The organism is Nitratireductor aquibiodomus (genome assembly GCF_900105565.1).
GTDB classification, from domain to species: Bacteria; Pseudomonadota; Alphaproteobacteria; order Rhizobiales; family Rhizobiaceae; genus Nitratireductor; species Nitratireductor aquibiodomus.
Genome location: NZ_FNSL01000001.1, coordinates 690,088 through 704,545, shown reverse-complemented (window position 1 = coordinate 704,545; position 14,458 = coordinate 690,088). Strand labels below are relative to the sequence as shown.

The 14,458-nt window shown below is 60.7% G+C and carries 13 protein-coding genes and 2 tRNA genes; 7 read left to right on the top strand and 8 right to left on the bottom strand.

Annotated elements, in window-relative coordinates; translation table 11 throughout:
* Positions 1-72 precede the first annotated feature (72 nt).
* Positions 73-522, top strand: a complete 450-nt coding sequence (locus BLW55_RS03365) for a hypothetical protein (protein WP_244508974.1) — start codon at positions 73-75, stop codon at positions 520-522.
* Positions 523-1,007: 485 nt separating this feature from the next.
* On the opposite strand, the gene BLW55_RS03360 is transcribed toward BLW55_RS03365, so the two are convergent.
* A complete protein-coding gene (locus BLW55_RS03360) occupies positions 1,008-1,148 on the bottom strand; it encodes a DUF1127 domain-containing protein (protein WP_007008226.1) in 141 nt (46 codons plus the stop codon).
* A 333-nt stretch (positions 1,149-1,481) separates the two neighbouring features.
* Here BLW55_RS03360 and BLW55_RS03355 point away from each other — a divergent pair.
* Both BLW55_RS03355 and tig read left to right on the top strand, forming a co-directional pair.
* Positions 1,482-1,566 (top strand) — tRNA-Leu (locus BLW55_RS03355).
* A gap of 88 nt (positions 1,567-1,654) precedes the next feature.
* Complete coding sequence (gene tig / locus BLW55_RS03350; protein WP_007008225.1) at positions 1,655-3,091, top strand: trigger factor; 1,437 nt, start codon at positions 1,655-1,657, stop codon at positions 3,089-3,091.
* A gap of 84 nt (positions 3,092-3,175) precedes the next feature.
* Here tig and radC read toward each other — a convergent pair whose 3' ends face one another.
* The 7 genes from radC to BLW55_RS03315 form a co-directional block, all read right to left on the bottom strand.
* Complete coding sequence (gene radC, locus BLW55_RS03345; protein ID WP_007008224.1) at positions 3,176-3,916, bottom strand: RadC family protein; 741 nt, start codon at positions 3,914-3,916, stop codon at positions 3,176-3,178.
* A 68-nt stretch (positions 3,917-3,984) separates the two neighbouring features.
* Positions 3,985-4,812 (bottom strand): type I methionyl aminopeptidase, encoded by an 828-nt coding sequence (gene map, locus BLW55_RS03340; protein WP_090326678.1) that lies wholly within the window; start codon positions 4,810-4,812, stop codon positions 3,985-3,987.
* 54 nt (positions 4,813-4,866) lie between these two features.
* Positions 4,867-5,568, bottom strand: a complete 702-nt coding sequence (sfsA, locus tag BLW55_RS03335) for a DNA/RNA nuclease SfsA (protein WP_007008222.1) — start codon at positions 5,566-5,568, stop codon at positions 4,867-4,869.
* Between the two features lie 51 nt (positions 5,569-5,619).
* Positions 5,620-6,594: a hypothetical protein gene (locus BLW55_RS03330; protein WP_244508973.1), complete on the bottom strand. Its 975-nt coding sequence runs from the start codon at positions 6,592-6,594 to the stop codon at positions 5,620-5,622.
* A 146-nt stretch (positions 6,595-6,740) separates the two neighbouring features.
* Positions 6,741-6,816 (bottom strand) — tRNA-Glu (locus tag BLW55_RS03325).
* Positions 6,817-6,896: 80 nt separating this feature from the next.
* Positions 6,897-8,054, bottom strand: a complete 1,158-nt coding sequence (locus tag BLW55_RS03320) for a D-Ala-D-Ala carboxypeptidase family metallohydrolase (RefSeq protein ID WP_090326671.1) — start codon at positions 8,052-8,054, stop codon at positions 6,897-6,899.
* Positions 8,055-8,308: 254 nt separating this feature from the next.
* Positions 8,309-10,138, bottom strand: a complete 1,830-nt coding sequence (locus BLW55_RS03315) for a PHA/PHB synthase family protein (protein WP_090326669.1) — start codon at positions 10,136-10,138, stop codon at positions 8,309-8,311.
* Positions 10,139-10,251: 113 nt separating this feature from the next.
* Here BLW55_RS03315 and BLW55_RS03310 point away from each other — a divergent pair, with 113 nt between their 5' ends.
* The 4 genes from BLW55_RS03310 (at position 10,252) to glpX (ending at position 14,450) form a co-directional block, all read left to right on the top strand.
* The gene (locus tag BLW55_RS03310) at positions 10,252-10,674 is read left to right on the top strand and encodes a hypothetical protein (RefSeq protein WP_090326666.1); all 423 of its coding nucleotides are present in this window, start codon (positions 10,252-10,254) and stop codon (positions 10,672-10,674) included.
* An 83-nt stretch (positions 10,675-10,757) separates the two neighbouring features.
* A complete protein-coding gene (locus BLW55_RS03305) occupies positions 10,758-11,978 on the top strand; it encodes an LL-diaminopimelate aminotransferase (RefSeq protein WP_025031113.1) in 1,221 nt (406 codons plus the stop codon).
* Positions 11,979-12,018: 40 nt separating this feature from the next.
* Positions 12,019-13,332: a homoserine dehydrogenase gene (locus tag BLW55_RS03300; RefSeq protein WP_090326663.1), complete on the top strand. Its 1,314-nt coding sequence runs from the start codon at positions 12,019-12,021 to the stop codon at positions 13,330-13,332.
* A gap of 140 nt (positions 13,333-13,472) precedes the next feature.
* Positions 13,473-14,450: a class II fructose-bisphosphatase gene (glpX, locus tag BLW55_RS03295; RefSeq protein WP_007008215.1), complete on the top strand. Its 978-nt coding sequence runs from the start codon at positions 13,473-13,475 to the stop codon at positions 14,448-14,450.
* The last annotated feature ends 8 nt before the right edge of the window (positions 14,451-14,458 follow it).

Below are 14,458 nucleotides of genomic sequence, written 5' to 3'. Positions count from 1 at the left end.
GTCTGGGTAGGCGCGGCACAGGCGGAACGCCTTTATGTCTGCAGCGGGTATAGCTGCTTCTATAAGAAAAGTGTGACGATCGGATCAGCCGCCAGGCAGCGTCTGACACGCATCATGGCCTCGGGCAGGGCTTCGGCGAAGGCCGAGCGTGAGGCTGTGGGAAAGGCCGTGCGCTATTTCGAGAAGCTGGCGACACAGGCCATCGGCGTACGGGATGGTGCGAAGTCGGCACCCGGCGGCGCGCATGTCTATGGCCAGATGGACTGCATCGACGAGTCGCGCAACACGCGCTCTCTGCTGCGTTATCTCGAGCGCCACGGTCTGCTGCGCCATCACACTGTGCAGCGGAACTCAGCGCGCGGCTTTTTCGTGGATGTGCGCTATCCGCATGCGACGGCCGTGCTGCGCACGAAGAGCGGAGAGGACTGGGCGGTGGACAGCTGGTTTGAGCCGGCCGGCGGGGCGCCCGACATCATGAAACTGTCCGAATGGAAAAAGCGCGGCGTGCGCGGCGAACGCTGAACGTTTCCTGAAAAAAAACGACACCCGCCGAGGGAGGAGGTTCGGCGGGTGTCGCTATGGGATGACCGGCAATTTGGGAGGAGGAGGTTGCCGGTCTATTCGCCAGGGTTGGGAGGAGGTAACCCGGACGAAATCTATGAAACTCAATTCCTGACAGTGCCCATATAGGTAGGCTTCTGCCCGGAAACAACACCCGCCGAGGGAGGAGGTTCGGCGGGTGTCGTTTTGGGATGACCGGCAATTGGGAGGAGGAGGTTGCCGGTCGTTTCCTTCGGAATTGGGAGGAGGATAACTCCGAAGGAAGCTCTAAAACTCTGTGTGGCGCGCTGTTTCAAGCGCTGCCGCCCGTTCCAACACCCGCCGAGGGAGGAGGTTCGGCGGGTGTTGTTTTGGGGTGACCGACAATTGGGAGGAGGAGGTTGTCGGTCATATTCGTCAGGATCGGGAGGAGGTGACCCTGGCGAAACTCTTAAACTCTTTTGCCCTTAGAGGGACTTGCGTGCCACGAACGGGATGTCGCCGCGGGAGATGCCCAGATCGTTCAGCTCACGGTTGGACAGACGGCTCAGTTCGGTGACGGTCTGACGGTAACGACGCCAGTTGCGGTAATTGCGGATGATGTTCATCTCAGTGCTCGCTTCGTTTGAATTCCGTGTTCGTTTGTTGAGCCTGAGATAGTCCCATCCCGTCCGGCTTTGAAGTGCCAATGTTGCATGACAGCAATGCGATTTGTGCAATGCAACATGGCCTTTTTGCGGCTGCGTTATGGCAAGGAGCCGGCGGGATTACAATCGATTTATAAAAAATGCGGGAAACGGACCGGGAGCGCCGGGTGTTGCCGGGCCGGCAAAAGGATCAAAAAAGCCCTGAATCTTGCCAATTTTGCTTTGATAGACTAGGTGCAGGTGATATAGAACCCGCGCTTTCGGAAGCTTAGGGTGTTCCTTGGGTCTTTCGAAGCGGGTGTGGTGGAATTGGTAGACACGCAGGATTTAGGTTCCTGTGGCGCAAGCCGTGGGGGTTCAAGTCCCTCCACCCGCACCAGAAGGGCCATTCCCGGTAAGATTCCCCGACAGGAAGAGCGGTGGGCGCCGTGAACGCGGCGACAAAAGCGAATACAAAGGTATGATGGATGCAGGTAACCGAAACTCTCAACTCAGGGCTCAAGCGCGAACTTAAGGTCGTCGTTCCTGCAAAGGACATGGAGGCGCGCCTCACCCAGCGTCTCGATGATGCGAAGGGCAAGGTAAACCTCAAGGGTTTCCGCCCCGGCAAAGTGCCCGCGCAGCACCTGCGCCGCGTTTATGGCAAGTCGTTCATGGCCGAGGTCGTGAACGAAATCCTTGCGGACACGCAGAGCATCCTGACCGACCGCGGCGAGAAGCCGGCCATCCAGCCGGAAATCTCCATGACCGAGGACGAGAAGGAAGCCGAAAAGGTTCTTTCCGGCGATGCGGATTTCGAATTCTCGATGTCTTACGAGGTCATCCCGCCGATCGAGCTGAAGAGCTTCTCCGACATCAAGATCACGCGTCAGGTCTATGACGTGACGGATGAGGAAGTCGAAGAGCAGGTCAAGCGCGTTGCCGACTCCGCCCGCACCTATGAGGTCAAGAAGGGCAAGGCGGCAGACGGCGACAAGGTCAAGCTCGACTATCTCGGCAAGATCGACGGCGAGGCCTTTGATGGCGGCGCTGCCGAGGATTCCGAGGTCGTGATCGGCATGAACCAGTTCATCGCCGGTTTCGAAGAGCAACTCGTGGGCCTGAAGGCCGGCGACGAGACCACGATCAAGGTGAGCTTCCCGGAAGAATATGCGGCTGCGCATCTGGCCGGCAAGGAAGCCGAGTTCGACATCAAGGTCAAAGAGGTCTCCAAGCCCAATGAGCTCGAGATCAATGACGAGACCGCAAAGCAGCTCGGCCTGGAATCGGCTGACAAGCTGCGCGAGATCGTTCGCGGCCAGCTCGAGAACCAGTTCGGCCAGGTGACCCGCCAGAAGGCGAAGCGTCAGATTCTCGACGCGCTGGACGAGGCCTACAAGTTCGAAGCACCGTCCAAGCTGGTGGAAGCCGAGTTCGAGAACATCTGGAACCAGGTGACCCGCGATCTCGAGGCTGCCGGCCGCACCTTCGAAGACGAAGAGACGACCGAGGAAGAAGCGCGCGAAGAGTATCAGCGTCTTGCTGAGCGCCGCGTGCGTCTGGGCCTCGTTCTCTCCGAAATCGGCGAGAAGGCGGAGGTCAAGGTTGGCGACGAAGAGATGCAGCGCGCGCTCATCGAATCGATCCGCCGCTACCCGCCGCACCAGCAGCAGGAAATCTACGAGTTCTACCGTCAGAACCCGCAGGCCATGGCCAACATCCGTGCGCCGCTGTTCGAGGAGAAGGTCATCGACCATCTGCTCGGTGAAATCGCGGTCACCGACGAGAAGGTCTCCCGCGACGAGCTGATGGCTGACGACGAGGACGAGGCTGACGCAAAGCCGGCGAAGAAGGAGAAGGCTGCTCCGAAAAAGAAAGCCGCTCCGAAGAAGGCTGCTGCAAAGAAGAAGGAAGAGGGCGAGTAATCGCTTCTCGACTTTCTCTGAACTTCCTAAAGGCCGGCGCGATGCGCCGGCCTTTTGCGTTCTGGTCGCCGGTCTGAGGCGCGTTCAGATAAGCTGGAGCCCCTTGAAGCTTACATGGCTCTTCTTGCCGATGATGATGTGGTCGTGAACCGTGATGCCAAGCGGTTTTGCCGTGTCGACGATGGTCTTCGTCATGTCAATATCGGCGCGCGAGGGGGTCGGGTCGCCAGAGGGATGGTTGTGCACGAGGATTACCGCCGTCGCGGCGAGTTCCAGAGCACGGCGGATGAGTTCGCGCGGATAGACCGGCGTATGATCGACCGTACCGGTCTGCTGGACCTCATCAGCGATCAACTGGTTCTTCTTGTCCAGAAACAGGACGCGGAACTGCTCGCGGTCCTCGTGGGCCATGACGGCAGTGCAGTATTCGATTACCTGGGACCATGAGGTCAGAAGCTGGCGATTGCGGAGGTCTGCCTTGAGCATTCTCTGGGCAAGGGCTGCCGCGATCTTGATGTCACGGGCCGCTGACGCGCCGATGCCGTCGACTTCCTGCAGAAGGCGCTCGGGTGCGCCAAAAACCTCGGGTAACGAGCCGAAGCGCTCCAGCAGGGCTTTCGCCGGACCTTTTGTGTCGGCGCGCGGTATCGAGCGGAACAGGAACAATTCCAGGATCTCATAGTCCAGCAGTGCCGCGCTGCCGGCCTCCGCGAAGCGCTGACGCAGCCGGTCGCGGTGCCCGTGATAATGCGGCTTTGCTCCGGTTTTTCCAGCCGGCGAAAACTGCTCTTCTGCAAAGAAACTGCGTTCGTCTTCCCCGTCCATGAAATGCCCCCGCCGCTGCCCCCAATGCGAACGTGCGCTTCCTCGATGACGCACGTTCTGGTAGCAGTTTAGGCCGGGAGGCCGGGGCGGTCGAGCCCTGTGGGCGAAAGCGTGAAAATTTCGCAACCGGTTTCGGTAACACCGATGGAGTGCTCATACTGGGCAGACAAGGAACGGTCACGTGTGACCGCCGTCCAGCCATCGGACAGAACCTTTACATGCGGGCGGCCGAGATTGATCATCGGTTCGATGGTGAAGATCATGCCAGGGCGCATCTCGACGCCCTCATTGACGCTGCCATAGTGCAGGATATTGGGAGCGTCGTGAAACAGCTGCCCCACTCCATGGCCGCAGAAATCGCGCACCACGGAGCAGCGCTCTCCCTCGGCATACGCCTGGATGGCAGCACCGATGGCACCGGTGCGTGCGCCGGGCTTCACCGCGGCGATGCCGCGCATCAGGCACTCATGCGTGACCTCGAGAAGGCGCTCGGCGGCGCGCTTGATGGTGCCGACCGGATACATGCGGCTCGAATCGCCGTGCCATCCGTCGAGGATATAGGTGACATCGATGTTGACGATGTCACCATCACGCAGCGGCTTGTCGTCGGGAATGCCGTGACAGACCACATGGTTGATCGAGGTGCAGGTCGACTTGGTGTAGCCGCGGTAGTTCAGTGTCGCGGGGATGGCGCCGTTGTCCATGCCGAATTCAAAGACAAACCTGTCGATTTCGTTGGTGGTCACGCCCGGCGCGACACGGTCTGCAAGTTCATCCAGGCAGCGTGCGGTCAGGTTGGACGCCCTGCGCATGCCTTCGAACCCTTCTTCCCCGTAAAGGCGAATCTGGCCGGTGTTTCGCATGGGGGCGGAGTCTGCTTCGAGATAGGTGACCATGGAGCTTGAGTCGCTTGCGCTTTGGTTGGGTGTTGCTGCCGGATTTTGCTGTTTTTATCGCACGATGTCTATCAGCCTGTCCGGCTCTATGGCTTCAGGGCTGATTTGGCATTTGATGGCGTAAGCTTCAACCCCGGCTTTGTCGGCAAGTGCGAATGCGGCCGTATAAACGGGGTCGAGATCGTCACACAGGCGAAAACGCTCGCAGTCGCTTCTCTGGATCAGATAGATCATGATCGCGCGATGACCGGCCCTGCGCATGGACATCAATTCGTGCAGGTGCCGCGCCCCGCGCTCTGTCACTGTGTCGGGAAACTCCGCAAGACCCGCCTTGCGCATGAAATGCACGTTCTTGACTTCCACATAGGCCGAGGGGCGCTGCGGATCCTCCAGGAGCATGTCGATGCGGGAGCGTTCCCCGTAGCGTTGCTCACGCTTCAGAACGGAATAGGTGGCAAGATCGGACACAAGTCCGGCGCGAATTGCTTCTTCGGCAAGCCGGTTGGGCAGACCGGTGTTGATGCCAACCAGTGTGCCATCGGCCTCCACGATCTCCAGACGGTGGCTGTATTTGCGCTTCGGGTCGTCTGAGTGGGAAAGGTAGATGCGCGATCCTGCGGCTGTGAGACCGAGCATGGAACCGGTGTTGGGCACCGAAACGGTGATCTCCGTTCCGTCCATCAGCGTGACGTCGGCGAGGAAACGCTTGTAGCGGCGAATAAGGCGGGCTTCGATCAGGGGCGTTGGAAACTGCATTGTGTCGCTTGGTCGGGCTTTCAGCGGGGCGTTGTGGTTGTTGAGGCGGTATCAGCCCTGTGTCGGACTGTGGGCCACGGCTGCTGCACGCCTGCGATAATACGGGCCAAGGACGAGCGGTGTCAGATACATAGGGATCTGGTAGCAGCCAATGAAGAGCAGCAGCGAATCGGTAACGCTGGCGGGGAGGGCTGTGAGGAAGAGGCCGATATTGCGGTTGCCGGCAGCAATGCCCAGGGGCGCTGCAATCCGTTTTCCTCCATAGCGCTCGAGCAGGGCTGTCACAGCGATCTGCAAAACGAAATTGGCGGCAAAGGCAACCGCCAGATTGAGGCCGACACGTGCCGGATCGACGAGAAGGGTCTCGCCCACCGCCGACATGAGGCCGACAACCACGACCCCCATGAGAATGGCCGAGAGGCCGTCGATTGACCGGATGGCCGCGGGAGGCGGGTTTGAGAGCGCCAGACGGCGCAGGAGGAAGGCGGCGGAGACCGCGAGCGCGATAACGCCCAGCAACCGGCCAGCGGCCGCCAGGATCACATCGGCGCTGCCGAGCGCCGGCGTCAGCCAGAAAACCGGCAGGACCGTTAGGGGCAGAAGGGCCGTTCCGAGCGTCATCACCCGCATGACAGGGGCGGGGTCGTTGCCGGTCATGATTGCCAGGTGCGGGCTGCCGGATACAGGCGCGGCGGCCGCCATCAGCACCAGGGCCGTGGGCAGGACCCCGCTCCATCCGATTGCCAGAAAGAAAAGTGCGAAGCCGATGGGCAGAAGCAATTGAAAGGCGAGCGTGGCAACAAGTGACTGGCGAAAATCGCCCAGCGCGCCAATGAGGGCTTTCGGGCCCACTCTAAGGGCTGCCAGAAAGAGCAGGGCCGCGATCATTTCGGCGATCCAGGGCTTTGCAGCATGGGCGGCAGCCGGTGAGGCTATGCCCACGAGAAGCCCGGCAATCAGGAAGAAGCGGGCATGGGACGCGGCAAAGCCGAGCAGTTTCTCCATAGTGGTCAATAGGCCCTGCATTCCATCGCCTTCCCGTCCGTGCCGCTGACGCAGTCACGCTCCATCAGCTGCAACTTTTTCCATGCGAGGAGTACGCGTGACGAAAGACGGGGTCAAACCCGGCTCGCCAGTGTCAATCGATATGCGATGTGGAAAGCAGGAGAAACTGGCACGCCCAACGGGACTCGAACCCGTGTTTCCGCCGTGAAAGGGCGGCGTCCTAGACCGCTAGACGATGGGCGCGCTCAAGACGATCCGGCTTATAGTGAGCTTCGCTGCCGGGGGCAACCCGTCTTGTGATGGTTCTATGCTTTTTTTGTGATTTATTTTCTGCGACGGCAGCGCCAGTTCCAGTCGCGCTCCGGTCCGACGTCGACATGGACGGATTTCGTGTGGCAATAGGTGCCGACACCGCCACGGCCCGGCATGGAACGGACATATTTGGCCAGTTCCCATTTGCTCACGCCTTCGATCTGTATGTCGGCGGCGGCGCAATACATATGCAGAGATTTGCGGGCGCCGCGCACACGGCGGTTATAGCTCGGGCTGCGGTAACCGGATGTCACCACGATTCGCTTACCGTAATGGCGCTCGATGGTCTTGAGCATGCCGACAAGTGCCGGCTTCAGGCAGGCGGTGTCCACGCTTTCGCGCTGTTTCAGGAGACCGTTGGGGGCGAGGCGTGCCATGCCTGCCGCCGATGCAACCTGATAGGCTGGCTCTTCTTCGTAAATGTCCGCGTCCGCGTCTGCATCGCTGCTGCCGGACCTGCTGGAAAACTCGAAAAGGCTTTCGCCCTGGCGTACGCCGGGAAGGGCCGAGCCCATATTGACGGATGCCTGCACCGGCTTTGTGTCCGGGGAGGCGGAGGCGAGCACCACTTTCGGCTCTTCGTCTTTCGGCTTTGCACTGGCCTGACTGATAAGCGGGCGGGTTGCTTTCTCGGCCGCTTTTGCAGCTTGTGGCTCCCGAGCGGAGAAGAACGCCGATAGGAAACTCTGGCGCTTCGATGCCGATTCTTCCTGGGAGCCGGTGCCGTCGGCGGCGACCGCAATGTCGTCGGAGGGCGTTTCGTCAGTTGCTGCTGGTTCTGACTGGGCGGCGGTGTTGTCAGTTGCGGTGGCGGGAGCCTGCGGTGCGCTTTCGGCGGACGCCGTCTCTGCTGTCGCTTCTGCTGGTGCGATTGGTGCTGCTGAGGTTTCCGTTGTGGTTTCGGCAACCGGCTCCGCTTTTTCAGCAGCGTCCGGTCGTTCTTTGGGGAGTGGCACCGCGTTTGCCGATGCGGCTTCGTTCGCGCCGGGGGCAGATGCAATCAGGGCGCCATCGCTGGCCGCAAGATCGGAGCTGGTGTCGTCGCTTTGCAGTGCGGCCGGGGCGAGGCCAAGCTGGGTTACGGGATCCGAGGTGGTGGAGCAGGACGCCAGAAGCAGAGCGCACATCACACTTGCCAGGCTGGTCCGGCCAAAGCTCATCACCGTCATACAGCGTTTTCCGCTCTCGTCCCCCAGCAACAGAAATGTGCCCCCTAAACTGATTTGCCACACGCTCTACGGTGAACTGAAATCTGGATCGCAAACTTGCGGCAAGTGCTTGTCTTGCCTGCGAATCTCAGCCCGTTGGAAAACCATATAGGCGTTAGAAAACAATTGAGGCAAGAACATGTTTCAGAACAAGACTATGTCAAAGTTCAAGTCAGGCCCTTAAAAGCATTGTTTCATGTCGTCACGTTGTGTGATCAGGCGCGGATGCGTACATAATCTCCCGGAGCATCGCCAAGGGATTTCCTGCTCTTTGCCGGCTTGCGGGCTTTCGCCTTTTTGTCGTCCTGCGCGATGATCCAGTCGTGCCAGTGCGGCCACCAGGAGCCCTCGTTCTCCGTGGCTTTCGCCATCCAGTCGTCGAGTTCCCCGTCGGGTTTTGCGCCGGTCCAGAACTGATACTTCTTCATTTCGGGCGGGTTGATGACGCCGGCTATGTGCCCGGAGCCTGCGAGCACGAACTCAACCGGTCCCCCGAAGAAGCCGCTGCCAAGGAACACGGACTTTGCGGGCGCAATGTGATCTTCGCGCGTCGCAAGGTTAAAGATCGGGATTTTGATCTGTTCGAGATGAAGCGCTTTGCCGCGGAGGATCGCGCGCCCGCGTGAGAGATTGTTCTCCAGGTAGCAGTTGCGCAGATAGTAGGAGTGATTGGCGGCGGCTAGCCGGGTGGAATCGGAATTCCAGTAGAGGAGATCGAAGGGCAGCGGCGCCTGACCGCGCAGGTAGTTGTTGACCACATAAGGCCAGATCAGATCGCCGGCGCGCAGCATGTTGAATGCCGTCGCCATGCGTGTTGCGTCGAGGTAGCCGCGCTCGCGCATGGCTGCGTCCAGCGCCCTGATCTGATCCTCGTCGACGAAGACCTTGAGGTCCCCCGCAAATGTGAAGTCCACCTGCGTGGTCAGCAGCGTCGCTGATGCAATGCGGTTGTCATCTTCGGCAGCCATCAGGGCAAGGCCGGCTGCAAGCAGTGTGCCGCCGACGCAGTACCCCATCGCATTGACCTGTTTTTCTCCGGTCGCAACTTCGATCGTGTCCAGCGCAAACCGTATGCCCTGATCGATATAGTCCGCCCAGTCGAGGCGCGCGTGACGCTCGTCCGGGTTGATCCAGGAAATGACGAAGACCGTATGGCCCTGTTCGACGGCCCAGCGAATGAAGGAACGCTTCGGGTTGAGGTCGAGAATATAGAATTTGTTGATCCAGGGCGGGACGATGAGGAGCGGCCGCTTCAGCACGTTCTTCGTGGCGGGGTCGTATTGGAGGACCTCGACCAGATCGTTGCGCGCAACGACCCTGCCGGGGGTGGTGGCGATGTTTTCGCCGACCCTGAACTTGGAACTGTCGGACTGTCTGAGTTTCAGGTCACCCTTGCCGGCGGCAATGTCCTCGGCCAGCATGCGCATGCCGCGGACCAGGTTTTCGCCATCGCTCGCCATCGTCTCGCGGTAGAGCTCGGGATTGGTGAGCAGGAAGTTTGATGGAGAAAGAGCCTGGCTCATCTGCTCGACGTAGAAACGCGCCTTATGGCGGGTTATGTCATCGAGGTTGTCGGCACCGTCCACTAGATCGGCCGCCCAGCGCGCCGTAACGAGGTAGGCCTGTTTCAGGAAGCTGAAAAACGCGTTGCGCCCCCATTCGGGATCCTGGAAACGCTTGTCGGTGGTGGAGGCTTGCGCGTAGTCGCCGACGTTCTCTTCGCTCATGCGGCGAATTGCGTTCGCCCAGATGCCCATGAATTCGGCGAAGAGGCGGGTCTGTGCCTCGAGCGCGCGGCCGGGATCGCCAAGCCAGTATTCACTGACACGCGAGAATGTTCTGATCATGTCGGCAAGCGGGGCGGCTGTGATGTCGCTCGATTCGCCCTTTTCCCGTGCCTCCGTCCAGGAGGCGGCCGCCCTGCCGAGTTCCTCCAGCGCCCGCGCGAGATTTTGTGCGAGACGCTCGGGGTCTTTTGCGAAATACTGGTCGAGTGTTGTGCCTGCGTGGTTTTCTGCGCCGTTGGTCTGCTTTTTCTGAGCCATAATCTGCGCCTGCAACCTGGACGCGCCTTTAAAGCGGCGCGGTGTTAACGTAATCTCACGGGAGGCTCCCCCGCGACCATCATGCATGGTAGTGGCTTGAATCGGAAGAGAATATGAAAATCAGACCTCATGGCGGATTTTTTCGCGCTACCGGATTGATCGCCTCGGCGGCTGCGCTGTCGCTGGCCCTTGGGGGGTGTATGAGCATGAGCCTGGAAGATGCAGCGCCGTCTGCCGCGATCACAACGCCAGCGCCGATGCCGCAGCCTGCTCCGCGAACCGCACCTGAGGTCGTGAGCGGACCCGGCGTCCGCAACACCGGCGCCTATCCCGATCTGAACATCCCGCCGGAATCGGCCGGAACGCCAATCGATGCAACCGAGAAGGATGCGCTGACGCGCGACCTTTCCGCCGCGCGCGACCGTCTGGTGGGCCGCGCGCCGACCAACAACGCCGAGGCGGAAGCGATCCGGCTGCGTCGTCTGGCGAAAACGCATGCTGATCGGCAACTCGAGGAAATCGAAAAGAGCGAGTAGCTTCGGTTTGCTCCCCTCGACCGTTTGCGGGAATGGGTATATGAGGACCGGGCGTCGTCCTGCACGACCTGCATTGAGGTATGATGATGGAAGAATTCCATAAGATCCGCCGGCTTCCGCCCTATGTGTTTGAGCAGGTGAACCGCCTGAAGGCCAGCGCGCGGTCGCGCGGGGCCGACATCATCGATCTGGGCATGGGCAATCCCGACCTGCCGACCCCGCAGGCCATTGTCGACAAGCTGTGCGACGTTGTGCGTGATCCACGCACGCATCGCTACTCGTCTTCGCGCGGCATTCCGGGGCTTCGTCGCGCGCAGGCGGCCTATTATGAGCGCCGCTTTGGCGTGAAGCTTGATCCTGAGACCCAGGTGGTTGCGACCCTTGGTTCCAAGGAGGGCTTTGCCAACATGGCCCAGGCGATCACAGCGCCGGGCGATGTGGTTCTGTGTCCGAACCCGACCTATCCAATCCACGCTTTCGGTTTCATCATGTCGGGTGGTGTCGTGCGCGCCATTCCCGCTGAACCGGACGCGAATTTCATACCGGCACTTGAGCGGGCGGTGCGTTATTCCACGCCGAAACCGCTGGCGCTTATCCTCAACTATCCGTCGAACCCGACGGCCTGCATGGCATCGCTGGATTTTTACAGGGACGTGGTGACGTTCGCTCGAAAGAACGATTTGATCATCCTGTCCGATCTCGCTTATTCGGAAATCTATTTCGATGGCAATCCACCGCCTTCCGTTCTGGAGGTGCCGGGGGCGATGGATGTGACGGTGGAGTTCACCTCCATGTCCAAAACGTTTTCCATGCCCGGCTGGCGCATGGGATTTGCGGTCGGCAATGAGCGGCTTATTGCAGCGCTTTCGCGCGTAAAGTCTTATCTGGACTACGGCGCGTTCACACCGATCCAGGTGGCTGCCGCTGCGGCATTGAACTCGGATGGCACGGAGATTGAAGAGGTGCGCGAGGTCTATCGCCGCCGCCGCGACGTGCTTGTGGAATCGTTTGGCCGTGCGGGCTGGGATGTGCCTCCGCCGCCCGCAACAATGTTTGCCTGGGTGCCGATCCCGGACGCCTACCGCGAACTGGGCTCTCTGGAGTTCTCCAAGCTGTTGGTCGAAAAGGCCGAGGTGGCCGTGGCACCGGGCATCGGTTTCGGTGAGTTCGGCGACCAGCATGTGCGCATCGCCCTGGTGGAAAACGAGCACCGGATCCGCCAGGCCGCGCGCAGCATCAAGCGCTTCCTTGCAACCGCACCGGAAAACACCGACAACGTCATCCCGCTCGGCGCCCGGCGCTGAGTCTCACTCACTGAACTTTTGAGAAGGAGCACGCCGCATCATGGCCGAAGCGTTGCGTATTGGAATTGCGGGTTTGGGAACCGTGGGAGCTTCCGTTGTGGGCTGCATGACGGACAAGGAAGCGGAACTGACCAGGCAATGTGGACGCACGATGGCTCTGACAGCGGTTTCGGCGCGTGACCGCACCCGCGATCGCGGCATAGAGCTTGGAAATGCGCAATGGTTTGACGATCCGGTGGAACTGGCCAGGTCGGCCGAGATCGATGTCTTCGTCGAACTGATCGGCGGCGATAGCGGCGCGGCTTACGACGCCGTGAAGGCGGCGCTGGAGGCCGGACGCCACGTAGTCACGGCGAACAAGGCACTCCTTTCCAAACACGGTGTCGCGCTGGCGGCGATTGCCGAGGAGAAAGGCGTTCTCCTCAACTACGAGGCTGCGGTCGCGGGCGGCATTCCCGTCATCAAGACAATGCGTGAGGCGCTTGCCGGCAATGAGGTGAGCCGTGTGTTCGGCATCATGAACGGCACCGCCAACTATATCCTGACGCGGATGGAAGAAGAGGGGCTCTCCTTCGAGGACTGCCTCGCCGAGGCGCAGCGCCTTGGATATGCCGAGGCCGATCCGACCTTCGACATCGAGGGGCACGACACAGCGCATAAGCTCTCCATCCTTACCAGTCTCGCTTTCGGCTGTAAGATTTCGGCTGACGATATCTATATGGAGGGCATCTCCAACATCAGCCAGGCCGACATTCGTGCGGCCAGCGAGCTTGGTTACCGCATCAAACTGCTTGGCGTTGCGGTGAAGACCGACAGCGGGATCGAACAGCGGGTTCACCCGACCATGGTTCCGACACACTCCGTTATTGCGCAGGTTCATGGCGTGACCAATGCCGTGGCCATCGAAACGGATGTGCTTGGCGAACTTCTGCTTTCGGGGCCCGGTGCCGGCGGAAATGCCACGGCATCCGCGGTTATCGGCGATATGGCTGACATTGCAAAAAGCCGCCCCGGTTTCCAGCATGGCCCCGTCTTCGGGCGTCCGGCCGCGAAGCTGAAGCCATACAAGCGCGCGCGTATGCGCTCCCACGAAGGCGGCTACTTCATCCGCATGACGGTGCATGACCGTGCCGGTGTCTTTGCCGCTATTGCCAAGCGCATGGCAGACAATGAGATTTCGCTCGAATCGATCGTCCAGCATGCCGACGGCGGTCTGCCGGACGAGCAGAAGAATGTGATTCTCGTGACCCATGAGACGACAGAGGCGGCCGTGCGCAAGGCGGTCGATGGCGTGATGAAGGACGGTCACCTGGTCGACAAGCCGCAGGTTATCCGCATCGAGCGAGCGGCCTGACGCACAATTCGCACCTGTCACATTTATTCAATCGATTCATGTTTTTGACGGGGCGGACGAGGTCTTGCCGTGCCGCGCCGTCTTTGCCACAAGAAGCCGTCCTGCTCATGGGAAGCGGGTAAACATCAGGATCTGGATATATGTTGAAAGCCACGCAGGCGGGTCTCGACCGCATTCTCACACTGGAACTCGTTCGTGTGACAGAGCGCGCGGCGGTGGCGGCTGCGCGGCTGCGCGGGCGCGGCGATGAGAAGGCGGCGGACCAGGTGGCCGTTGATGCCATGCGCTCGGAGCTCAACCGTCTGCCCATCAAGGGTACGGTGGTCATCGGCGAGGGCGAGCGCGACGAAGCGCCCATGCTCTATATCGGCGAGGAAGTGGGCGTCGGCGAGGGGCCGGAGGTCGACATCGCGCTCGACCCGCTGGAAGGCACCACGATCTGCGCAAAAAACCTGCCCAATTCGCTGGCGGTGATCGCCATCGCAGAGCGCGGCAGCCTTCTTTATGCGCCGGACGTCTACATGGAGAAGATCGCGGTTGGGCCGGGTTATCCCGACGGGGTTGTCGATCTTGATGCTCCTGCTGTGGAGAATATCGAGGCGCTGGCCAGGGCCAAGGGCGTCCCGGTCAACGAGATCACGGCGTGTATTCTCGACCGGCCCCGCCATGCGCGCCTGATCGAGGACGTGCGCGGCACGGGCGCTGCGATCCGCCTGATCGGCGACGGTGACGTGGCCGGCGTGATCCACGCGACCGACCCGGATGAAACCGGTATCGACATCTATCTGGGCATTGGCGGAGCGCCGGAAGGCGTTTTGGCTGCGGCGGCATTGCGCTGCATCGGCGGCCAGATGCAGGGCCGCCTGCAGCTCAACACCGAGGAAAAGATCGCACGCGCCGCCAAGATGGGCATCTCCGACCCGAACAAGGTCTATCGCATGGACGAGATGGCCAAGGGCGACGTGCTGTTCGCGGCGACCGGTGTGACGGACGGCAATCTGCTTTCCGGTGTCAAATTCGGCCGTGACCAGATCTCGACGCATACGATCGTGATGCGCTCTTCTTCGCAGACGGTGCGCGAGATCATTGCCCGCCATCAGGATCTGGACAAGTTCTGAGGACGCCG

What these genes read in the sequence shown, in the direction of transcription:
- BLW55_RS03310 (WP_090326666.1), top strand. Translation starts at nt 10,252, where the DNA reads ATGAAAATCAGACCTCATGGCGGATTTTTTCGCGCTACCGGATTGATC.
- map (WP_090326678.1), bottom strand. Translation starts at nt 4,812, where the DNA reads ATGGTCACCTATCTCGAAGCAGACTCCGCCCCCATGCGAAACACCGGC.
- tig (WP_007008225.1), top strand. Translation starts at nt 1,655, where the DNA reads ATGCAGGTAACCGAAACTCTCAACTCAGGGCTCAAGCGCGAACTTAAG.
- BLW55_RS03360 (WP_007008226.1), bottom strand. Translation starts at nt 1,148, where the DNA reads ATGAACATCATCCGCAATTACCGCAACTGGCGTCGTTACCGTCAGACC.
- glpX (WP_007008215.1), top strand. Translation starts at nt 13,473, where the DNA reads ATGTTGAAAGCCACGCAGGCGGGTCTCGACCGCATTCTCACACTGGAA.
- BLW55_RS03315 (WP_090326669.1), bottom strand. Translation starts at nt 10,138, where the DNA reads ATGGCTCAGAAAAAGCAGACCAACGGCGCAGAAAACCACGCAGGCACA.
- sfsA (WP_007008222.1), bottom strand. Translation starts at nt 5,568, where the DNA reads ATGCAGTTTCCAACGCCCCTGATCGAAGCCCGCCTTATTCGCCGCTAC.
- BLW55_RS03320 (WP_090326671.1), bottom strand. Translation starts at nt 8,054, where the DNA reads ATGACGGTGATGAGCTTTGGCCGGACCAGCCTGGCAAGTGTGATGTGC.
- BLW55_RS03330 (WP_244508973.1), bottom strand. Translation starts at nt 6,594, where the DNA reads ATGCAGGGCCTATTGACCACTATGGAGAAACTGCTCGGCTTTGCCGCG.
- BLW55_RS03300 (WP_090326663.1), top strand. Translation starts at nt 12,019, where the DNA reads ATGGCCGAAGCGTTGCGTATTGGAATTGCGGGTTTGGGAACCGTGGGA.
- radC (WP_007008224.1), bottom strand. Translation starts at nt 3,916, where the DNA reads ATGGACGGGGAAGACGAACGCAGTTTCTTTGCAGAAGAGCAGTTTTCG.
- BLW55_RS03305 (WP_025031113.1), top strand. Translation starts at nt 10,758, where the DNA reads ATGATGGAAGAATTCCATAAGATCCGCCGGCTTCCGCCCTATGTGTTT.